The 22,179-nt window shown below is 69.2% G+C and carries 17 protein-coding genes; all 17 read right to left on the bottom strand.

Annotation, left to right across the window (positions count from 1 at the left end; all coding sequences use genetic code 11):
- Positions 1-77: 77 nt before the first annotated feature.
- Positions 78-1,910: a hypothetical protein gene (locus ACIQZO_RS16150; protein ID WP_403626100.1), complete on the bottom strand. Its 1,833-nt coding sequence runs from the start codon at positions 1,908-1,910 to the stop codon at positions 78-80.
- 343 nt (positions 1,911-2,253) lie between these two features.
- Complete coding sequence (locus tag ACIQZO_RS16145; protein WP_403626098.1) at positions 2,254-2,637, bottom strand: DUF6113 family protein; 384 nt, start codon at positions 2,635-2,637, stop codon at positions 2,254-2,256.
- Entirely contained in the window at positions 2,634-3,530 is an 897-nt protein-coding gene (mshB, locus tag ACIQZO_RS16140; RefSeq protein ID WP_403626095.1) for an N-acetyl-1-D-myo-inositol-2-amino-2-deoxy-alpha-D-glucopyranoside deacetylase, read from the bottom strand. Before mshB ends, ACIQZO_RS16145 begins: the two co-directional genes overlap by 4 nt.
- Before the next feature lie 24 nt (positions 3,531-3,554).
- Positions 3,555-3,749, bottom strand: a complete 195-nt coding sequence (locus ACIQZO_RS16135) for a hypothetical protein (RefSeq protein WP_030012369.1) — start codon at positions 3,747-3,749, stop codon at positions 3,555-3,557.
- Between the two features lie 351 nt (positions 3,750-4,100).
- Entirely contained in the window at positions 4,101-5,204 is a 1,104-nt protein-coding gene (locus tag ACIQZO_RS16130; protein WP_403626092.1) for an ABC transporter ATP-binding protein, read from the bottom strand.
- Entirely contained in the window at positions 5,197-6,180 is a 984-nt protein-coding gene (locus tag ACIQZO_RS16125) for an ABC transporter ATP-binding protein (RefSeq protein ID WP_403626089.1), read from the bottom strand. Before ACIQZO_RS16125 ends, ACIQZO_RS16130 begins: the two co-directional genes overlap by 8 nt.
- Positions 6,181-6,192: 12 nt before the next feature.
- Positions 6,193-7,215, bottom strand: a complete 1,023-nt coding sequence (locus tag ACIQZO_RS16120; RefSeq protein ID WP_403626086.1) for an ABC transporter permease — start codon at positions 7,213-7,215, stop codon at positions 6,193-6,195.
- Complete coding sequence (locus tag ACIQZO_RS16115) at positions 7,208-8,131, bottom strand: ABC transporter permease (RefSeq protein ID WP_403626083.1); 924 nt, start codon at positions 8,129-8,131, stop codon at positions 7,208-7,210. The genes ACIQZO_RS16120 and ACIQZO_RS16115 overlap by 8 nt, the downstream gene beginning before the upstream one ends.
- Before the next feature lie 31 nt (positions 8,132-8,162).
- Positions 8,163-9,794, bottom strand: a complete 1,632-nt coding sequence (locus ACIQZO_RS16110; RefSeq protein WP_403626080.1) for an ABC transporter substrate-binding protein — start codon at positions 9,792-9,794, stop codon at positions 8,163-8,165.
- Positions 9,795-9,901: 107 nt separating this feature from the next.
- Entirely contained in the window at positions 9,902-10,828 is a 927-nt protein-coding gene (locus ACIQZO_RS16105; RefSeq protein ID WP_403626076.1) for a GNAT family N-acetyltransferase, read from the bottom strand.
- A 174-nt stretch (positions 10,829-11,002) separates the two neighbouring features.
- On the bottom strand, positions 11,003-12,055 hold the full coding sequence (locus ACIQZO_RS16100) for an ABC transporter ATP-binding protein (protein ID WP_403626073.1): 1,053 nt from the start codon (positions 12,053-12,055) through the stop codon (positions 11,003-11,005).
- Positions 12,048-13,097: an ABC transporter ATP-binding protein gene (locus ACIQZO_RS16095; RefSeq protein ID WP_403626070.1), complete on the bottom strand. Its 1,050-nt coding sequence runs from the start codon at positions 13,095-13,097 to the stop codon at positions 12,048-12,050. The genes ACIQZO_RS16100 and ACIQZO_RS16095 overlap by 8 nt, the downstream gene beginning before the upstream one ends.
- A gap of 51 nt (positions 13,098-13,148) precedes the next feature.
- Positions 13,149-14,072, bottom strand: a complete 924-nt coding sequence (locus tag ACIQZO_RS16090; RefSeq protein ID WP_403626067.1) for an ABC transporter permease — start codon at positions 14,070-14,072, stop codon at positions 13,149-13,151.
- 23 nt (positions 14,073-14,095) lie between these two features.
- The gene (locus ACIQZO_RS16085) at positions 14,096-14,989 is read right to left on the bottom strand and encodes an ABC transporter permease (protein ID WP_403626064.1); all 894 of its coding nucleotides are present in this window, start codon (positions 14,987-14,989) and stop codon (positions 14,096-14,098) included.
- A 230-nt stretch (positions 14,990-15,219) separates the two neighbouring features.
- Positions 15,220-16,872 carry an ABC transporter substrate-binding protein gene (locus ACIQZO_RS16080; RefSeq protein WP_403626061.1) on the bottom strand — a complete coding sequence of 551 codons (1,653 nt, stop codon included), beginning with the start codon at positions 16,870-16,872 and terminating at the stop codon, positions 15,220-15,222.
- Between the two features lie 471 nt (positions 16,873-17,343).
- Entirely contained in the window at positions 17,344-19,248 is a 1,905-nt protein-coding gene (gene typA / locus ACIQZO_RS16075; protein ID WP_403626058.1) for a translational GTPase TypA, read from the bottom strand.
- A 348-nt stretch (positions 19,249-19,596) separates the two neighbouring features.
- Positions 19,597-21,912 (bottom strand): ABC transporter family substrate-binding protein, encoded by a 2,316-nt coding sequence (locus ACIQZO_RS16070; protein WP_403626055.1) that lies wholly within the window; start codon positions 21,910-21,912, stop codon positions 19,597-19,599.
- Between the last annotated feature and the right edge of the window lie 267 nt (positions 21,913-22,179).

Genomic DNA, 22,179 nt, shown 5'->3' with positions numbered 1-22,179 from the left:
ATGTCATGCGGGGGACGTGACAGTGCCCCCGCCCAAATCCGGGCGGGGGCACTGGTGTGCCGGTCTTCGGGGAGTCGCTAGCTCGGGTTGGTGTCGACGACCACGGTGCGCTCGGCCGTCGTCTTCCCGCGCAGTGCCTTGCCGAGGGCGCCGGCGATGTCCTGCGGCATGACGGCCGTCCGGTCGCCGGAGCCCCGGGTGATCAGGATCCCGTCGAAGGTGTTCCCGTAGGTCGCCTTGAGCGCCTCCAGGTCGAACTTCTCGGTCATCCGGCCGTCCACGGGCGACATGCTCAGGATCTTGGGCAGGGACTTGCCGCCGAAGGCGATGGACTTGCTGCCCACCTTGACGATGGCGTTGGCGGACATCGCGGGCTCGGCGAACTCCTTCATGGCCCGGTCCAGTTCGGCCTGGGTGACGGTCGGATCCTTGGTGGTGGTGGGCAGTTCGGCCACGGCCGCCTTGCCGGTGGCCACCTGGTCCTTGAAGGCCTTGGACACCAGCTGCACGGAGGCGTCCGCGTCGAGGACGGCGATGGGGGTGCCGGGGACGGCGACGGCCTTGCCGGTGTCGAACCTGATGGTCGCCTCGGTCCCCGAAGCGGCCGTGCCCGTGAGCTCCTGCAGCGCGACCTGGAGCTTCTCCTCGTCGATCGGCATGACCGGGTCGGCGACCCGTTCGTTGCCGAGGAGCGAGCCGATGACCGTGATCGGGTTGTAGTCGCTGCCGGCCGCGTTGCGCACGGTGGTCTGGGCGTCCAGGGTCAGGCCGGCCTTCTCGGGCTTCAGCTCGACCTGCTTGCCGCCGACGCTGAGCTGGATCGGGGCGGCGGCGCGGGTGCCGAAGGCCGTCTGGAGCTTGGAGACGGCCTCGTCGCGGCTGCCGCTGATGTCCATGCCGAGCACGGTGGTGCCCTTGGGGACGTCGGAGTGGTTCAGGAGCAGCCCGGCGCCGTAGGCCACGCCGAGGAGGCCGATGACGGCGCCGCCGAGCAGGACCAGTTTGGAGCGGCCCTTCTTGGCGGGCTTGGCGGTGGCCTTCGGCCGGTCCGGCGCGGGGCGGGGGGCGGCCGGCGCGGGCGCCGGCACCGGGGCGGGCAGCGGGCCGTCCAGGTCGGGGCCGGGCCACTGCGCGGGGTCGTCGTAGTCGGGCGCGCCGGCCGGGCCGCCGGTTCCGAAGCCGGGGCCGCCGGTGGGTCCGGCGGGACCGCCGCCGTAGGCCGGGAAGGCCTCGGTGACGGGGCCGGCGTCGACCATGTCGTTCCCGTACGCGGGGAAGCCCTGGGTCGACCCGACGCCCGGGCCGCCGGGCCGCGGGGCGGCGGGGGCCTGGGCGAAGCCCTGGCCGTAGTCCACCGCCGGCGGCGGGGTGCGCGGCGGCGCGAAGGCGGCGTCCGGCGCGGGTCCCTGCGGGGCCTGGACGCGCGGCGGCGCGGCGTAGCCCGCACCGGGCCCGGCCGGCGGCGGGGTGGGCGTCGGAGTCGGCGTCGGGGACGGCGTCCGGGTGGGCAACGGCCGCTGCGCGTGCGGCGGTGCGGCCGCGGCAGGCGGCATCGGGGCCGAGGCCGGGGCCGGGCCACCCGACTTGCGGGGGGCGAACCAGTTGCTGGCCGTCTCCTCGGCCGGGGCGGGGGCGGGCGCCTGGGCGCGGTCCGGCTCCGGCGCGGCCTCGATGCGGGTCGGCTGCGGTCCCCGTCGCTGGGCGATCGGCGGTTGGGGCGCCGAGGAGGGGGCCGGCCCGGGCGCGGTCTGCTCCGCGGAACCGGCCGTGCCGGAGTTGGTGCCCATCGCCTTGCGCACGACCACCGGCGGGATCGGCCGCGAACCCGGGATGTTGATCCGGATCCGGGTCGTCAGGGTGGTCTCGGTCTTGGGCCCGTCGGAATCGGGCGTGGACGGCTTCGAGGTCACAGAGTTCTCCTCCGGAGCGGTCGCCGCAGCGTCCGTGGACGGGTACTGGCCGGTTCCATACGGCGGTGTCCCCGAGGGGTAGGCGGCTCCACCGTGCCCCTTGGGCCCGGAGGACGAACTGTCGGTTTCACGACTCAAGGCAGGTTCTCCCGGTTGGCTCCGCCGCCCGTCATAGCGTGCGCGGGCAGCTCGGCGGCCCGTCCACCATACTGGCCGTCGCCCGCACGCAACTGACTGCCGGGAATCAGGGGTTCCTGACAGGGCCCGTCAAACCCCTCTGAACCGCCCGGCGGGCCCCCGCGCGCTTCCCTCGGCGTATGTCCCTACGAGGTCCGACACCACGTCACTTGGCAGGCCGAGCGGCGGAAACCGGCCGATCCAGCGGACCGCGCATCGTGGCACACATCACAGCGAGCACGGTTCCACCCAAAAGGTAGACGTACATGCCGATTCCGGACGAACTCAACAGGAAGTCGCCCTCGGGACGCGGAAGGCTGAGCACGACGTACGAGAGGAACCAGCCGGCCGCGGCGCCGCCCACGCCGGGGCCGGTCCCCAGGGCGATCCGGCCGCCGAGGAACAGCCCGAAGACGGCCAGCAGGGCGAGCAGCAGACCGCCGGGGAACCACAGGTCGACCACCAGCCAGCCGGCCGCACCCGTCAGCGCGCCCAGGACCAGCAGGCCCAGGCACCCGGCGATGCGTCCGGCCGTCATCGTGCCGCTCATGCCCGCACCCCCGCGAAGAGGTCGTGCTCGCGCTCGCCGGCCGGGGCGCCGGGGCGGCCTTCGACCAGTTCGTAGTACTCGCGGGTGAAGAGGGGCTGCGCCAGGTCGTTGGAGAGGGCGAAGAAGGGCCCGTCCACGGCGATCTGGGTGGCGTGGGCCCGCATGGCCGCCGCCTTGGCCGCCACGAAGGCGTCCTTGGCGTCGATCTCGGTGGTGATCCGCTCGTCGGCGACGACCCCCGGCACGTCCTCGGGCGAGCCCACCCCGGGGAAGGGCACCCCGCGGCCCGCGGCGTGCAGCCGGGCGAAGCCCTCCTCGACCACCGAGCGCGGGACGCGGTTCCAGTAGATCTTGCCGACCGTGTGGGGTGCGCCGAGGTCGCGCCGGTAGGCGGTCTCCGCGGCCAGTTCGGCGGCGCGCATGGCGACGCGGTGGGCCTGGATGTGGTCGGGGTGCCCGTATCCGCCGTCCGGGTCGTAGGTGACGAGCACCTGCGGGCGCAGCTCCCGGATCACCTCCACGAGGTACGCGGCGGCCTCGTCCACGTCGGCGGACCAGAAGGCCCCGGTGCGGTGGTTCTGCGGGGCGCCCATCATCCCGGAGTCGCGGAAGCGGCCGGGGCCGCCGAGGAACCGGTGATCGTGGACCCCCAGTTCGGCCATGGCCGCGGCGAGCTCGCCGACGCGGTGGGCGCCGAGGGTGTCGTCGCGGTCGGCCGCCAGGTGGGCCAGGCCGGGCGGGATGACCTCACCCTCCTCGCCGAGGGTGCAGGTCACCAGCGCGACGTGGGCACCCTCGGCCGCGTACTTGGCCATGGTGACGCCGTTGTTGATCGACTCGTCGTCCGGGTGCGCGTGCACGAGGAGCAGACGACGGGCGGGAAGACCGTTCATGGGGCCCAGCCTACGAGGCCAGGGCTAGAACTTGAGGCCACTGATCATGCTCGCCACGTTCGAGGTGAGCTGACTGAGGGTCGGGGCGATGGTGGAACTCGCCAGGTAGAAGCCGAGCAGCACGCAGACCACCGCATGTCCCGCCTTCAGGCCCGCCCTTCGGACCAGCAGGAAGACGATGATCGCCAGCAGCACCACGGCGGAGATCGAGAGTGCCACGGCGTTTCACCTCCACGTCGAGCGGATATCGGTACGCGTATTCGTGCTCGGCAGGAGTCATACCCACCGTGCGCTACGGATCATAACTATCCGTACCAGCGCATCGATCGAAATCCGGCAGCACGAGGGGCGCACGCCGCGCATGAGTGGGGGCACGGGGAGGCCGGTCGGCGAGGCTGTACGCCTCCCCGACCGGCTGTCGGCACCCGCACGGCCGCACGGCATCCAGGTTGCCTGCCCCAGATCTCGGGACAGAAACGGTCAAGTTGCCCTCACGTAAACGGAGTTGCGCGTGCGGCGAGCGCTTCGCCGCCGGGCGCGCAGCGGTGGCCGGAAATGATCGCTCGGAGGCTACTCCTTCGTCAGTGGATCCGCGGGCGGCTGGGGCGGCTGGGGCGGCTGGGGCGGCTGGGGCGGCGGCGGGGGCCGCTGGTCCGACGGAGGGACCACCTGCTTCTCCGCCGCGAAATGACAGGCGGACGGGTGCGCCGCCGGGCCCGAGGGGAAGGCCTGCGGCACCGCGAGCAGCGGTACCTCCGCCGTGCAGCGGGGCTCGGCCTTCCAGCAGCGGGTGCGGAAGGGGCAGCCCGACGGCGGATTGGCCGGGGAGGGCACGTCGCCGGTGAGGATGATCCGTTCCCGGTGGGCGCGGGCCTGCGGGTCCGGGACCGGGACGGCCGAGAGCAGTGCCTGGGTGTACGGGTGGGTCGGGTGGTCGTAGATCTCGCGGTCGGTGCCGATCTCGACGATCCGGCCCAGGTACATGACGCCGACCCGGTCGGAGATGTGCCGGACGATGGAGAGGTCGTGCGCGATGAAGACGTAGGACAGGTCGAATTCGCTCTGGAGGCGGTCCAGCAGGTTGATGACCTGAGCCTGGACCGAGACGTCCAGCGCCGATACGGGCTCGTCGGCGACGATGATCTCGGGCCGGAGGGCAAGGCCGCGGGCGATGCCGATGCGCTGGCGCTGGCCGCCGGAGAACTGGTGCGGGTAGCGGTTGATGTACTCCGGGTTCAGGCCCACGACGTCGAGCAGTTCCTGGACCCGTTGCCGGCGCGAGCCCTTGGGGGCCACCTCGGGGTGGATCTCGAACGGCTCCCCGATGATGTCGCCGACCGTCATGCGCGGGTTCAGCGACGTGTACGGGTCCTGGAAGACCATCTGGATGTTGCGGCGCACGGCCCGCAGGGCCCGGCCCGAGAGCTTGGTGATGTCCTCGCCCTTGTAGGAGATCGCACCGGCCGTGGGCCGCTCCAGGTTGACGAGCATCTTGGCCACGGTGGACTTGCCGCAGCCGGACTCCCCGACGATGCCGAGCGTCTCGCCGGCGCGCAGGTCGAAGGAGACCCCGTCGACGGCCTTGACCGCGCCGACCTGCTTGCGGAAGACGATGCCCCGGGTCAGCGGGTAGTGCTTGACCAGGTCCTTCACCTCGAGAAGGGGCTCAGCCATGGAGGCACTCCTTCCAGAAGTGGCAGGCGCTGGTCCGCTCCACCGGGGACTCGGTCACCCGGTACAGCGGCGGGACGTCGGTACTGCACACCGCCTGGGCCATCGGACAGCGCGGGTTGAAGGCGCAGCCGGGCGGGATGGCCAGCAGGTTCGGCGGCAGGCCCTTGATGGCGTAGAGCTCCTGGCCCTTCTGGTCCAGGCGCGGGATGGAGTCGAGCAGGCCGCGCGTGTACGGGTGCGCGGGAGCCTTGTAGATCTCGTGGACGGGCGCCGCCTCGACGATCCGGCCCGCGTACATGACGGCGATCTTGTCGGCGACGTCCGCGACCACGCCCAGGTCGTGGGTGATCAGGATGAGGCCCATGTTCAGCTCGCGCTGGAGCTCGGCCAGCAGGTCCATCACCTGGGCCTGGACGGTCACGTCCAGGGCCGTGGTCGGCTCGTCCGCGATGATCAGCGAGGGCTCCAGGGCCAGCGCCATCGCGATCATGATGCGCTGGCGCATACCGCCGGAGAACTGGTGCGGGTAGTCCCCCACCCGCTCCTTGGCCGCCGGGATCTTCACCCGGTCCATCAGCTCGACGGCCTTGAGCTTGGCGGCCTTGCGGGACATGCCGCGGTGGACCTCGTACATCTCACCGAGCTGTGCGCCCACGCTCAGCACCGGGTTCAGGGAGGACAGCGCGTCCTGGAAGATCATCGCCATCTCGGCGCCGCGGATCCTGCGCCGCTCCTCCTCCTTCATCTTGAGCAGGTCCTTGCCCTTGAACAGGATCTCGCCGCCCGCGATCCGGCCCGGCGGCATGTCGAGGATGCCCATCACGGCCTGGGCGGTCACCGACTTGCCGGAGCCGGATTCGCCGAGCACGGCGAGCGTCTCACCTTCGGCCACCGAGTAGTTGACGCCGTTGACGGCCCTGGCGACTCCGTCGCGCGTCTTGAATTCCACGTGCAGATCGCGGACTTCGAGCAGCATGTGCGGGGCTCCTCAGCGCAGCTTGGGGTCGAGGGCGTCGCGCACCGCGTCGCCGAGCATGATGAACGCGAGCACGGTCAGGCTCAGCGCGCCGGCCGGCCACAGCAGCATGTGCGGGGCGTTGCGGATCTGCGAGGCCGCGTTGGAGATGTCGATGCCCCAGGAGACGGTGGGCGGGCGCAGGCCGACGCCGAGGAAGGACAGGGTGGCTTCCAGCGCGATGTACGTGCCGAGCGCGATGGTGGCGACGACGATGACGGGGGCGATGGCGTTGGGCGCCACGTGCCGCAGCATCATCCGGCTGTTGCCTGCGCCGAGGGCCCGGGCGGCCTGAACGTAGTCGTTCTGTTTGGCGGTGATGACGGAGCCGCGGCCGATGCGGGCGATCTGCGGCCAGCCGAGGAGCACGATGAAGCCGACCACCGGCCAGACGGTGGTGCTGGTGACCACGGACAGGAAGACCAGCCCGCCGAGGACGACGGGGATGCCGAAGAAGATGTCCGCGACCCGGGACAGGAGCGCGTCGCCCCAGCCTCCGAAGAACCCGGCGAGCCCGCCGAGCAGCGAGCCGAGCAGGGCCGCGCCGAGGGTGGCGCAGACGCCGACGGTGATGGAGGCCCGGGCGCCGTAGACGGTACGGGTGTAGACGTCGCAGCCCTGGGTGTCGTAGCCGAAGGGGTGGCCCGGGGAGGAGCCCTGCTGCGACTTGGACAGATCGCACTGGAGCGGGTCGCCGCTCGCGATGAGCTGCGGCCAGATCGAGATGATCACCAGGAAGAGGATCATCAGCGAGGAGATGATGAAGACGGGGTTGCGGCGCAGCTGGTGCCAGGCGTCGGACCACAGGGAGCGGGGCTTCTCGCCGGGTCCGGTCCCGCCCGGCGGGCCGTCCCTCTCGATGCCCTCGACGCTCTCGGCCTCCTCCAGCGCCAGATCCATGGGCCCCCCCTGGCCGGTCGGCGAGACCGCCTCGTGCGGACGGGGCCCGACGGGATCGTAGCCGCCGGGCCCTTCGGGACGCTCGGGGTCAGGCATAACGGATCCTCGGGTCCAGGACCGCGTAGAGCAGGTCCACGAGCAGGTTCGCCAGCAGGAAGACGATGACGAGGATGGTCACGAAGCCGACGACCGTGGGCGAGTTGTTGCGCAGGATGCCCTGGTAGAGCTGGTACCCGACGCCGTGGATGTTGAAGATCCGCTCGGTGACGATGGCGCCGCCCATCAGCGCGCCGATGTCGGTGCCGATGAACGTGACGACGGGGATGAGTGAGTTGCGCAGCAGGTGGCGGGTGACGACCCGGCGGCGCGGCAGCCCCTTGGCGACGGCGGTGCGCACGTAGTCCGCCTTGACGTTCTCGGCGATGGAGGTGCGCGAGAGCCGGGTGACGTAGGCGAGGGAGACCAGTGCGAGCACGATGCCGGGCAGGATCAGCTCGCCGAAGGGGGCGTCCGGGGAGACGGTGGGCCGCACCCAGCCCCATTTGACGCCGAAGAGGTACTGGAGCAGATAGCCCGTCACGAAGGTCGGCACGGAGATGACGACGAGGGTGAGCACCAGCACGGTGGTGTCGACGGACTTGCCGCGGCGCAGGCCGCTGATCACGCCGAGGGTGATGCCGATGATGATCTCGAAGAAGATCGCGACGATGGTCAGGCGCAGGGTGACGGGGAAGGCGCTGGCCATCAGTTCGGTGACCGGCTGGCCGTTGAAGGCCGTGCCGAAGTCGCCCTGGAAGATCTGCCCCATGTAGTGGAGGTACTGCTTCCACAGCGGCTGGTCGAGATACAGGTCCTTGCGGATGCGCGCGGCGGTGGCGGGGTCGGGCGCCTTGTCGCCGAACAGCGCCGCGACCGGATCACCGAGCGCGTACACCATGAAGAAGATCAGGAACGTGCTGCCGATGAACACCGGGATCATCTGGAGCAGCCGCCGGATCACATAACGTCCCATGGACTGCTCCAGGATCGATCCGAAACGTCGGTCAGTTGACCTTGATCTGGTCGTACACGGGGACGCTGAACTGGTTGAGCGCCACGTCCGAGAGCCGCTCGGCGTAGCCCGCGCTGCCGTTCTGGTACCAGAGCGGGATGGACGGCATCTGCGCGGCGAGGATCTTCTCGGAGTCCTGGAACTTCGCGACCGCCTTGGCCGGGTCGCTCTCCTGGTTGGCCTCGTCGACGAGCTTGTCGAACTCCGGGTTGCTGAACTTCCCGTAGTTGGAGGACGCGCCGGTGTAGTACAGCGGCTGGAGGAAGTTCTGGATCAGCGGGTAGTCGGCCTGCCAGCCGGAGCGGAAGGGGCCGGTCAGCTTGAAGCTGCTCTGCTGGTTGCGGAAGTCGGCGAAGGTGCCGATCGGGTTGACCGTGCAGACCGGGCCCTCGCCCAGGGCGTTGTTGACGCTGTTGCAGACGGCGTCCATCCAGTCGCGGTGCGAGCCGGTGTCCACGTTGGAGGTCAGCGTGACCTTGCCGCCGGGGAGCCCGCCGGCGTCCGTGATGAGCTTCTTGGCCGCCGCCGGGTTGTAGACGCAGGCGTCGCCGCAGACCGTGGAGGAGAAGCCGCCCGCCTCGCCGAGGGCCGGGGAGGTCCAGTCCTTGGCGGGGGTGCGGGTCTCGCGGAAGATCTGCTTGGTGATCTCGTCGCGGTTGATCGCCATCGAGATCCCGCGGCGTACGTTCTCCATCCCCTCCTTGCTCCACTGCGGGTCGTACAGCGGGAAGGTGAGGGTCTGGATGATCAGGGCCGGCTGGTTGATGTACCGGTCGCCCAGGTCGTTCTTGACGTTCTTCAGCTGCTGCGCCGGGATGTCGTCGACGAGGTCGAGGTTGCCGGAGATCAGGTCGGTGTAGGCGGTGTTGTTGTCGGTGTAGACCTTCAGGTCCACGCCGCCGTTCTGCGCCTTGTCCGGACCGGGGTAGGTGTCCCACTTGCGCAGCTGCATGCCGGTGCCCTTGGTGTACGAGTCCACCGTGTACGGGCCGTTGCCGATCGGCTTGTTCAGCCAGCCGGTGTGGTCCGTGAAGAAGGCCTTGGGCAGCGGGGAGAAGGCCTGGTAACCGAGGGTCTCGGGCCAGGTGGAGAACTTGTTCTTCAGGGCGACCGTAAAGGTCTTGGCGTCCTTGACGACCAGTCCGGACATCGTCTTGGCCTTGGGCTCGCCGGAGGCGGGGTGGACGTCCGCGTAGCCGACGATGTCGGAGAAGAACGGCGAGTTGTTCTGCTTGTTGCGCACGTCCGCGCCGTAGTTCCAGGCGTCCACGAAGGACTGCGAGGTGACCGGCTCGTCGTTGCTGAACTTCCAGCCGTCCTTCAGCGTGATCGTGAAGTTCTGACTGTCCGTCGTATCGATTTTCTCGGCAACCATGTCGAGGGCCTCGCCGGTCTTCGGGTCGTAGCGCTTGAGACCCCGGAAGAGCATGTCGAGGACCTTGCCGCCCTGCACCTCATTGGTGTTGGCCGGCTCCAGCGGGTTCTGCGGGTCACCCCACGAGGAGCTGACGATTCCCGCCTCGCCACCGCCTCCGCCGCTGTCGCTTCCGCCGCCGCAGGCCGTCGCCGCGAGGGCGACGGCCACCGCACATGCGGCCCACGTGGCGTGGGTGGCTCCGCGCATGGAGTGCCTCCTAGGGATCCCAAGACTCGCTTAGGGGCCAATGTCACCCTATGTGGGGTCCCGTGCACTGATGGTTGGACCGATTGCACCCGCGCGTCTCGCCCCTGTCACCCCTGGGGGTGCAAAGCCAGCTCCCAGGAGTCGACCGCGTAGTGCAGGCCCATCCCGTGCGCCTCGTACAGCGCGAGCGCGCCGGTCGCGTTGTGCGTGTCCACCCCGAGGCCTACGGTGTCCCGGCCCCGCTCGGCGTAGAAGGCGAAGCCATGGCGCAGCAGGAAACCGCCGATGCCGCGCCCGCGTACCTCCTCGGCCACGCCGATGTGGCTGACCCAGGCCATGCTCGTGCGGTCGTCGCGGGTCAGCAGTACGGCCGCGTCGCCGTGGCCGGGCAGGCTCGCGATCCACACCAGCGACCAGTCGATCTTGCTGCCGTCCATGTGGTCCAGCCAGGTCTCGTACGGGCGGTCCACATGGCCGAAGTGCGCGGCGAAGGTCCGCTCGACCAGGGCGTGGGCCCGTCGGCGGTCGGCCTCGTCCTCGCCGCAGTGGCGCAGGGTGAGCCCGGGCGGCGGGGTCGGCGCCGGGTCGGCCGCCGGGGACAGCGAGCGGGTCATGACCTGGTAGCGGCGGATGGTGCGGTAGCCGCGCCCGCTGAGGAGGGAGAGGTCGAGGGTGGGCTTCACGTTGAGCTGGAGTCTGAGTACCCCGGGCCCTGCGGCCAGCTCCCGGGCGCGGGCCTCCATACGCTCCAGCAGCAGGACGGCGGCCTCGTGGTGGCCGGGCAGTACGTAGTGGTCCCCGTCGACGCGGCCCGGGCCGGAGTCCGCCCAGACGAGGGCGTAGGCGAGGAGCCGGCCGTCCTCGAGGGCGAGCCAGGAATCGGTGGCCAGGTCCACGTCGGGGGCGTTGAGATCGGACTCGACTTCGGCGAGATCGGTCTCCGGGCGGCCGATCTCGATCATGTCGACGGCGTTGAGCAGGGCACAGATGTCGGGCGCGTCCCCCGGCCCCGCGGGCCGTACGGTGATGGTCATGCCGCCACTCTCCGGCCCCGGCTCCGGGGGCCGCAACCGCTTTCCGCGGCGTCGCGGGGGGAATGCGCCCGGCCGCGGCCCGGGAGGGTGCGTCCCCGGTCCCGGCGCGGAAAAACGGCTGGTCCCCGGCGCCGTGGGGCGCCGGGGACCAGCCGTCCGGAAGGAACGCGTCGGTCAGACGGCCAGGATGGCCTTCTCCTCCGCGAAGTGACACGCCGACTCGTGCGCGGCCAGGGTCTTCAGACCCTTGAAGCGCTCGGGGATCGCCAGCAGCGGCTCCTCGACGGAGCACTTCTCCTCGGCCTTCCAGCAGCGGGTGCGGAAACGGCAGCCCGACGGCGGGTTGGCCGGCGACGGGACGTCGCCGGTGAGGATGATCCGGTCACGGCCCTCGCGCGCGGCCGGGTCGGGGACCGGGACGGCGGAGAGCAGTGCCTGCGTGTACGGGTGGGTCGGGTGCTCGTAGATCTCGGCGTCGGAGCCGATCTCGGCCATCTTGCCCAGGTACATGACGCCCACGCGGTCCGAGATGTGCCGGACGATCGAGAGGTCGTGCGCGATGAAGAGGTAGGAGAGGTTGAACTCGTCCTGCAGCTTCTCCATCAGGTTGATGACCTGTGCCTGCACCGACACGTCGAGCGCGGAGACCGGCTCGTCGCAGATGATGATCTCGGGCTGGAGCGCGAGGCCGCGGGCGATGCCGATGCGCTGGCGCTGACCGCCGGAGAACTGGTGCGGGTAGCGGTTGATGTACTCCGGGTTCAGGCCCACGACGTCCAGGAGCTCCTGGACCTTCTGCCGGCGCGAGCCCTTGGGAGCCACCTCGGGGTGGATCTCGAACGGCTCCCCGATGATGTCGCCGACCGTCATGCGCGGGTTCAGCGACGTGTACGGGTCCTGGAAGACCATCTGGATGTTGCGGCGCACGGCCTTCAGCGCGCGGCCGGACAGCTTGCTGATGTCCTGGCCCTTGTAGAAGACCTCGCCCGCGGTCGCCCGCTCCAGGTTCATCAGGAGCTTGGCGACCGTGGACTTGCCGCAGCCGGACTCGCCGACGATGCCGAGGGTCTCGCCCTTGTAGAGGTCGAAGGAGATCCCGTCGACCGCCTTGACCGCGCCGACCTGCTTCTTGAACAGGATTCCCTGGGTCAGCGGGAAGTGCTTGACCAGGTTACGGACCTGGAGGATCGGCTCGCGCTCGGTGGCGTTCTTGGTGAGCTCAGCCATGGATCTGCTCCTTCCAGAAGTGGCACGCGCTGCCGCGGCCGGGCAGTTCGGTGCCGTCCTGCTCGGTGACCGGGTGCAGCACCGGGATCTCGGTGCGGCAGATGTCCTGCGCCTTGGGGCAACGGGGGCTGAAGGCGCAACCCGTGGGAATGCGGAGCAGGTTGGGCGGCAGGCCCTTGATCGCGTAGAGCTCCTGGCCCTTCTGGTCCAGGCGCGGGATCGAGTCGAGCAGGCCACGGGTGTACGGGTGGGACGGGCGCTTGTAGATCTCGTGGACCGGAGCGGTCTCGACGATCCGGCCCGCGTACATGACCGCGATCTTGTCCGCGACGTCGGCGACGACGCCGAGGTCGTGGGTGATCAGGATCAGGCCCATGTTCATCTCGCGCTGGAGCTCCGCGAGCAGGTCCATGACCTGGGCCTGGACGGTCACGTCGAGAGCCGTGGTCGGCTCGTCGGCGATGATCAGGTCCGGCTCCAGGGCCAGCGCCATCGCGATCATGATGCGCTGGCGCATACCGCCGGAGAACTGGTGCGGGTAGTCGCCCACGCGCGCCTTGGCGGCGGGGATCTTCACCCGGTCCATGAGCTCGATGGCCTTGAGCTTGGCGTCCTTGCGGGACATGCCCCGGTGGACCCGGAACATCTCGCCGAGCTGGTCGCCCACCGAGTAGACCGGGTTCAGGGAGGACAGCGCGTCCTGGAAGATCATCGCCATCTTGTTGCCGCGGAGCTTGCGGCGCTCCTCGTCGGACATCTTGAGGATGTCCTTGCCGTAGAAGCGCACCTCGCCGCCGGAAACGCGTCCGGGCGGGCTGTCGAGGATGCCCATGATCGCCTGCGCGGTCACGGACTTGCCGGAGCCGGACTCGCCGAGCACGGCGAGCGTCTCGCCGGCGCTGACGCTGTAGCTCACGCCGTTGACGGCCTTGGCGACCCCGTCACGGGTCTTGAATTCGACCTGGAGGTTGTCCACCTCCAGCAGCGGCACGGCGGATCCGCCGCCCGTCTCCGCAACGCTGAGAATCTCCGACGTGGTCACGCCGCCACCTTCGTCCTGCTTGCTGATGTTGTCTCGGGGCATTGGGCGGCCCTACCGGAGCTTCGGGTCGAGCGCGTCACGCAGGCCGTCGCCGACGAAGGCGAAGCCCAGCACGGTGACGACGACGAACAGGCTCGGGAACACCCACAGGTAGTCATTGACGCCGATGAAGCCCTGGCCGGCCGCCAGCATGTTGCCCCACTCCGGCACGTCGACGGGGACACCGGCGCCGAGGAAGGAGAGCGCTGCCACACCGACGATGGTGGTGCCGACGTTGAAGGTCGCGTAGACCAGCACCGCGGTCATCGAGTTGGGCAGGATGTGCGTGCGCACGACCCGCCAGCCGCTCGCGCCGAGTGCCTTGGCCGCGTGGACGTAGTCCATCTCGCGCACCGACAGGATCGAGCTGCGCAGCAGCCTGGACACGGTGGCCCACGAGAAGATCGCGAGCGAGATGATCACCGGCGTGATGCCACGGCCGGTGACCAGGATGATGACGACGGCACCGATCATCAGCGGGAACGCGAGGAACACGTCCGCGATGCGCATGACCAGGGTGTCGGCGAAGCCGGCGAAGTAACCGGCGATGGCGCCGAGGGCGACACCGATCAGCACCGCGAAGAAGATCGAGGCGAGGCCGACGAACATGGCCACGCGGGTACCGGCTATGAGGCGCGAGAACATGTCGCGGCCCAGGGCGTCGGTACCCATCCAGTGGGTGCCGTTGGGCGACGCGAGGGTGTTCTCGAGGTCCTGCGCGGTGGGGTCGAACGGGGCGAGCATCTCGCCGAACGCGGCCGTCAGGAACAGCAGCGTGATGATCACGAGGCCGACGACGGCCAGCTTGTTCTGGACGAAGCGGTGGCGGATCTCGCCCCACTGGCTCAGTTGCTTGGGTCGGGGTTCGGCCGGGGCCGAAACGGACGACACGGGGTTCTCGTCCCCGATCGCCGGGCTCGTTGCGAGCTCAGACATGAGGAAATCCTCCTTGGGGGCGGTCAGCTGAGGCGGATACGCGGGTCGAGGGCCGCGTACAGCAGGTCCACGATGAGGCTGAGGACGACGAAGATGGCGACGCTGTAGGTCACCACGCCGATCACGATCGGGTTGTTCTGCTGCTGAATCGCCTGAACCAGTGCCAGACCGACACCGTCCCAGTTGAAGATCGCCTCAGTGATGAGCGCACCACCGAGGAGTCCGCCGAACGAAATACCCAGGTAGGTGACCACGGGGATGGACGAGTTGCGCAGTACGTGCTTGAACAGCACGCGCCGGCGCGGAAGTCCCTTGGCCACGGCCGTCTTCACGTAGTCCGCGCGCAGCACCTCGAGCATCGTGCCGCGGGTGAGGCGGGCGACGAACGCGATGTCGGTGACGGCGAGGGTGATCGCGGGAAGGACCATGCCTTCGAGCTTGTCGCCGCCGAGCTGTGGGAACCACTGGAGTTCCACGGCGAAGTACTTCATGAGCAGCATGCCGACCACAAACGTCGGGAATCCGACGGCCATGGTCGTAAAGAATGTCGTGGCCATGTCCAAGATGCTGTATCTGTAGAGCGCGGCGATGATGCCGACTCCCATACCGAACACCGTGACGAGAGCGATGGCCAGCAGGGCCAGCCTCGCGGTGTTCTGCAGCTTGGGGGCGAGGATCTCGGACACCTCGCGGCGCTGGACGAAGTCCTCGCCGAGGTCTCCGGTCGCGACCTTGGCCACGTAATTCACGTACTGCTCGGGCAGCGACTTGTCGAGCCCGTATCTCGCCTTGAGCTCCGCGACCACAGCTGGGTCGCGAGCCTTGTCACTGCCCGCAATCGAACCCACGGGATCGCCGGGGAGAACGAACAGACACGCGAACAGAACCATGGTCGCGCCAATGAGGACTATGACCATCTGCCCGAGGCGACGGGCGACGTACCTTCCCATGTTTTGCCTCTCTACCTGGCCGCTTCTGGGAGCAGCGGCCTCCGACCCAAGGAAAGGGTCGGCTCTCGGCCTGCGGGGATTGCCCGCGGATGTGAGGGGTGCCGAAGTAAAAACGGCCTGCCGAGCGGGGCCGCGGCCCACCGGTCACCCGGGGGCCGCGGCACTTTCGCTCCTGACGGATATACCGTCCGAACCGATTACTTCTTGATCGAGATCTTCTCGAGGATCGGGTCCTCGTTGAAGTTGATGTCGTCCAGACCGTTGAACTTGTCGGTCGACATCAGGCGGAACTGGGAACGGTTGAAGGTCGGGATGAGGGCCATGTCGTCCATGGCCATCTTCTCGGCCTGCTTGTACATCGCCGTACGCGCGGCCTCGTCCTTGGTGGCGCGAGCCGTGTCGATCAGCTTGTCGAACTCGGGGTTGTTGTAACGGACGCGGTTGTCACCGACCACGTTGCCCTCGGCGTCCTTGTTCATCGAGGTCGAGTGCAGCAGCGGGAACAGGAAGTTCTCCGGGGTCGGGTAGTCCGCGCCCCACGCGAAGCGGTAGATACCGGTGGCGCCGTTGCCCTGCTGCTCCTTGAGCATGCCCGGGAAGTCCTTGCCGTCCAGCTTGACCTTGACGCCGAGGACGTCCTCGAGCTGCTTCGCGATGGCCTGGACCCACTCTTCGTGGCCCGCACCGGTGTTGAAGCTGAACTTGATCTCGGTACCCGGCTTCAGGCCGCCCTTCTCGGCGTGCTCCTTGGCCTTGGCGACGTCCTGCTTGACGCAGGAGACGCACAGGTCCTTCTGGTACGCCTTCGGGAACGCCGGCGGCACGATGGTCGTCGACGGGGTCTGGTAGCCCTGGAAGACACCCTTGGCGATGGCCTGACGGTCGATCGCGTAGGAGATCGCCAGACGGGCGTCCTTGTTGTTGGTCGGACCGTTGTCACCGATCGGCAGAACGAAGTTCATGCCGTTGGTGTCCTTGGCGAACCACTTGTTCTGCGGCTTGTACTTCGCCTCGGCCGTCTTCAGCATCGGCGTCGGGATGTGCGCGTAGTCGAAGGTGCCGGCCTGGAAGCCGTCGTACTCGAGCTGCTGCGCGGTCTTGTCGTTGAGCAGCGTGACCTGGACCTTCTCGAGGGAGGCCTTCTGCAGCGAGTACGCGTCGTTGCGGACGAGGTTGATCGCCTTGTTGTGCTCCCACGAGCCGTCCATCTTGAACGGGCCGTTACCGACGGGGGCCTCGCCGAACGCCTTGTCCTCTTCGCCGACCTTGGCGACCTTCGGGACCGGGCTGTACGCGTTGTGCGCCGTCTTCAGGACGAACTCGCAGTCCGCCTTCGACAGGTCGACCTTGAGAGTGGTCGGGTCCGGCGTGGTGACACCGGAGAAGGTCTTCGCGGAGCCGTCCTGCAGCTCGGCGTAGCCCTTGATGCCGGCGAAGTGGTACGCGACGTCGGACGCGGCGGCCTTGTGCGCGGCACGGGCCCAACCACGGGCGAACGCCTCGGCGTCGACGACCTCGCCGTTGGAGAACTTGGTGTCGGGCTTGACCTTGAAGGTCCAGGAGGTGCAACCCTCGTCCGACGTTGCCGACTCGGCGAGCGCGGGCTCGGCCAGGCCGTCCGGCGTGTTCGAGTACAGGCCGGTGAACAGGGCGTTGGCCAGCAGGATGCCGGTGGACTCGTGGGCACGCCCCGGGTCGATGGTGTCCGGCTCCGTGCTGCCCATCCGGAACACGCCACCGTTGGCGCTGCCCTTGTCCTTGCTGTCACCGTCACCGCCGCCACAGGCAGTAGCGGCCAGGGCGACGACAACCGCGCCCACGACCCACTTGGCGCTCTTGGCACCGCGCATGGGTTTCCTCCTCATGAGTCCACTGATCGACTTGAGGGGCAAAAAAACCTCGCCGACACCCCTGACGGCGAGCATTTTCCTGCCCAGAGTGTGCTCGTGAGTCGGCGCGATCCCCACATCGCGTGACCCATTGACCCGAGCTCAATGGAGCCATCCTCAGGGACTGCCAGGCCGTAAACCACACTTAAGTGGTCTCGTTTTCACAACATCGATCCGCGTCAGAAACCCGAAATCCGGACAAACGGATAGGAGACAGACACGTGCGAAACGGACGGTTAGCTCATCTTCCGGAGTGTCACGGTCGGTATGCGGACACCTGAACGCAAAAATCCGCTTGACAAAAGCGAACAGCCCCACCCTTCACGGACTCCGTGAGGGGTGGGGCTGCTGCGTTACCAAGGCAATGCGGCCTACTGAGGCCACCGCGACCGCCGCCCGAGCAAACCCGGGCGAACGGACGTAGGGCTCCTGTTATTTGCCGGACTTGGCGCGCGACGCGGTGCGCGAACGGTCCTTCTGGTCCAGGACGACCTTGCGGATGCGGACGGCCTCCGGGGTCACCTCGACGCACTCGTCGTCGCGGCAGAACTCCAGGGACTGCTCCAGGGAGAGCCTGCGCGGGGGCACCACGTTCTCCGTGTTGTCCGCGGAAGCCGCACGCATGTTGGTGAGCTTCTTCTCCTTGGTGATGTTCACGTCCATGTCGTCGGAGCGCGAGTTCTCGCCGACGATCATGCCCTCGTACACCTCGGTGCCGGGCTCGGTGAACAGGACGCCGCGCTCCTGCAGGTTGATCATCGCGAACGGCGTCACGGAGCCGGAGCGGTCGGCGACCAGGGAACCGTTGTTACGGGTCACCAGCTGACCGAACCACGGCTCGTGGCCCTCGTGGATGGAGTGGGCGATACCCGTACCGCGGGTGTTCGTCAGGAACTCCGTACGGAAACCGATGAGACCGCGCGACGGGACGACGAACTCCATGCGGACCCAGCCGGAGCCGTGGTTCGACATGTTGTCCATGCGGCCCTTGCGGACGCCCATGAGCTGCGTGACCGCGCCCATGTGCTCCTCGGGGACGTCGACCGTCATGCGCTCGACCGGCTCGTGCACCTTGCCGTCGATCTCCTGCGTGACCACCTGCGGCTTGCCGATGGTCAGCTCGAAGCCCTCACGGCGCATCTGCTCGACCAGGATGGCGAGCGCGAGCTCACCACGGCCCTGGACCTCCCAGGCGTCCGGACGCTCGGTCTCCAGCACGCGGAGCGAGACGTTACCGACCAGCTCGCGGTCCAGACGGTCCTTGACCTGGCGGGCGGTGACCTTGCGGTCCTTGACCGCGGACTTGGCGTCCGCGCCCTTGCCGCTGCCGCCGCGGCCGACCATCGGGGAGGTGTTCGTACCGATGGTCATGGAGATCGCCGGCTCGTCGACCGAGATCAGCGGGAGCGCGATCGGGTTCTCCGGGTCGGCCAGGGTCTCGCCGATCATGATGTCGGGGAAACCGGCGACCGCGCAGATGTCACCCGGGCCCGCCACCTCGGCCGGCTTGCGGGTGAGCGCCTCGGTCATCATCAGCTCGGTGATGCGGACGTTCGACATGGTGCCGTCACGCTTGATCCAGGTGACGGTCTGGCCCTTGCGCAGCTCGCCCTGCTCGACACGGACCAGCGCGATACGGCCGAGGAAGTTGTCGGCGTCCAGGTTGGTGACGTGGGCCTGGAGGGGGGCCTCCTCGTCGTACACCGGGGCGGGGACGTGGGCCAGGATGGTGGAGAAGAACGGCTCCAGGCTGTCGCTGTCCGCGGGGACGGTGCCGTCCTCGGGCTTGGTCAGCGAGGCGACGCCGTCACGGCCGCAGGCGTAGACGATCGGGAACTCGATCTGCTCCTCGGTGGCGTCCAGGTCCAGGAAGAGGTCGTACGTGTCGTTGACGACCTCGTCGATCCGGGAGTCCGGACGGTCCGTCTTGTTGATGCAGAGGATGACCGGCATGTTCGCCTGCAGGGCCTTGCGCAGGACGAAGCGGGTCTGGGGCAGCGGACCCTCGGAGGCGTCCACCAGCAGAACGACGGCGTCCACCATCGACAGACCGCGCTCGACCTCACCACCGAAGTCGGCGTGGCCGGGGGTGTCGATGATGTTGATCGTGATCGGGGCCCCGCCGTCCTTGGGGTGATACTTCACCGCCGTGTTCTTGGCGAGGATCGTGATGCCCTTCTCACGCTCCAGGTCGTTCGAGTCCATCATGCGGTCGTCGAGGTGCTGGTGGGCGGCGAAGGCACCGGCCTGCTTGAGCATGGCATCGACGATGGTCGTCTTGCCATGGTCGACGTGGGCGACGATGGCGACGTTACGGATGTCGTGGCGCGTGGGCACTTCGGCGCTTCTCCCGGGATCGTGGATGGCGTCGCGTACGGTCCGGCACGCGCGCCTCGGCCGGGCGAAAACCTGCCACGGCCTTACCCCATGGTACGTCGCGTGGCGGGAACCGCCTGCCGGGGGGTCTGTCAAGGGGCCGGAGGAATGAGTGCGGCCGAGTGCTGCGTGGGGTGCTTCGGCCGCCGTCGTACCGGTATTCATGCGGGTCAACAGGCGTGGTCAATGGGTCTGGCACGACCTTGCCCGCCGGAAGATCCGGCGGGCAAGGGACTTGAGTCACATCTGAGCTTGCGGGTCTGCGGTCAACCTGACAGGCACCGCTTTGTCATCACTTCTTCTCCCGCGCTACTTCTTCTTGTCCTTCGCAGCGGGGGCCTTCTTCCAGCCGATGTCCTGGTAGCGGGGGGCGCCGAGGCCGAAGGCCCCCGCGTTGGCCAGACCCGGCTTGACCGCCACCAGCTCGGGGCGCTGGTAGAGCGGGATGGATCCGGCGGCGGCCCAGATCCGGGCGTCCGCCTTGCGCATCAGCTCACGGGACTGCTCCTCGTCCAGCTCGCCGACCGCCTGGTCGAAGAGCTGGTCGATGTGGTCGGTGCCGACCCGTGTGTAGTTCTGTTCGACGAGGAGCGAGCCGTCCGCGGCCGGCTCCGGCTTGGCGAAGATGGGCCGGGCGTCGGTGGCCGGGTAGGCCGTCGCGGGCCACGAGTACAGGGCCAGGTCGTACTGGCCCGAGGCGACGTGGTCCTTGAAGAAGCTGTCGTCGGCCACCTTGACCGTCTCGGTGTTCACGCCGATCTTGCGGAGCATCGTGGAGATCCGCTCGCCCACCGCGCGCAGGGACTCCGACCCGGGACCCGCCGGGACCACGAAGCGCAGCGAGAGCGCCTTGCCGTCCTTGGCGAGCGTGTTGCCGGAGGTGCGGACGGGCTGCTTGGCCGGGGCCGGAGCCGGGGAGGCCTTGTCGGCGTCCGCCGCGTCGTCGCGGGCCGGGGCGCCCTTGCCGTCGTCGAGCACCTCGGGCCGGGCGGCCGCGGCGCGGACCGCCTGGGCGAGCAGGGACGCGCGCTGCTGGGCGCCGAAGGGGGCCGGGGCGAGCACCGGGGAGGGCCCGTCCTGGGGGCCCGCCGGGACGGCGCCCGTCTTCGGGCGGGCCTCGGTCGCCGACCGCGGATCGCCGTTGGCCCCGTCGTCCTGGCCCACGATGTAGAGCCCGTCGTTCCCGGTACCCGGGCCGGACGGGGTCTTCGAGTCGTCCTGCGGCGCGCTCTCCGGGCCGGCCTTGGCACCCGCCGGCTCGGTGATCTTGCCGCCCTTGCGCCAGCCCGCGTCCGTGAGCAGGGCCTGGGCCGCGTGCGTGTCCTGACCGCCGAGGGCGTCGCTGTTGTCGGCGTACGCCCGCTGCCCGGCCAGGGCCAGGTGGCTGCCGACGGGCTTCGCCGGCAGTCCGAGCGGCTTGAGCACGACCTCGGCCAGCGCCTGGCGGTCCAGGGCCCGGGCCACGGCCCGGCGCACCCGTTCGTCCGCCAGCGGGCCGGAGGAGCCGTTCATCGCAAGCTGCGTATAGGCGGGCTCCAGGGATTTGCGCACGGTGAAGGCCCGCAGGGCCTTCTGCTCGTCGGCGTACCGCTCGACCGAGGCGAGGTGCTTGTGCCGGCTCTCCGTCTCCGCCGCGGCCTTGTCCTCGTCCGCCCCGAAGGCGACGGCCCAGGACAGCGTGGCCTGCGCCGGGGTCAGCGTGGCCCCCGGGCCGTGGGCCGGGGCGCCACCCGCGCCCGGCCCGTTCTTGGCGGCGGCGTCCCGGCGGGCCAGGGCGATCCGGTCGGCCCCGGCGCGGTCGATCTCCGCCAGGTCGAGCTTCCCGGCGGCCAGCGCCGCCGGACGCTCGGCCCGCGGGACCGCCGTCAGGACGAGCGTGTCCAGCTTGGCGGGACGGCCCCACCAGCGCGCGTTGCGGGTCAGGGAGGCGGTACCGGTCTTCTTGTCGATCGCGCCGAGCGCGAAGGGACCGGCGGTGATCTTCAGCGCGCCGCGGGCGCCCTCGTTGAAGGCGTCGGGGGTGCCGGTGACCTGCTTGGGGTAGAGCGGGGTGAACAGGGAGCGCCAGTCGGCGTACGGCTTGTTGAAGGTGACCCTGACCTCCAGGTCGGTCTTGCCCTTCTCGATCTTCTCGATCCGGTCGTAGCCGGCGTTGCGCGCCGTCCAGTACGCCGAGTCCTTGCCGTTCAGGGCCCGCCACTGCGCCACGAAGTCGGCGGCGCCGATCTCGCGTCCATCGCTCCACACCGCCTGCTGGTTGAGCTTGTACAGGACGACCTGCTTCGGCTCCCGCTCGATGACCTCGGCCTTCTCGAGGTAGTCGGGGTTGGCCACCGGCCGTCCCTTGGCGTCGAGGACGAAGAGCTGCGGCAGCACGGCGCCGGCGATCCTGGCGGTCGTGGCGTCCGCGTCGGCCTGGAAGGTGTTGAGGGTGTCCGGGAGCGCGTCCACCGCCCAGCGGAGCACACCCCCGTCCGCGACCCTGTCGCGGGTGGTCGTGGCGATGTCCTGCCCTGCGGCGGCCGGGCCGCCCTCGTCATCACCCGCGCCGCAGCCCGTGAGCAGCGGCAGTGCGAGGACTCCCGAGGTCAGGAGCGCCAAGGACCTGCGCCTTCTCTGGGACATGGGTGGTACCTCCGGGGCGGGGCGTGGGGGAAGCATGATCACGTTCGGCGGTATATGGAGCTGATCACACCGGTTGCCGGAACCCACTGAAATAGACGCTCAGCCGCACCCCTCGCACCCGCCTCTCGCCACGCCGCGAACCCCACCCGTGCGGACCAATCCCGCTTGCACCGCCGCGGGCGTTCCCCCGGGAGAGGGATGAGAATGGGGGGCGGGGAGGGGCGCACGATTCACGCCTGCGCGCCCGCAATCGCTGCACGTCCCTTC

This window comes from Streptomyces sp. NPDC097617 (assembly GCF_044761485.1).
Taxonomy (GTDB): Bacteria; Actinomycetota; Actinomycetes; order Streptomycetales; family Streptomycetaceae; genus Streptomyces.
The sequence above is the reverse complement of the archived record's forward strand: the minus strand, read 5'-3'. Positions and strand labels throughout refer to the sequence as shown.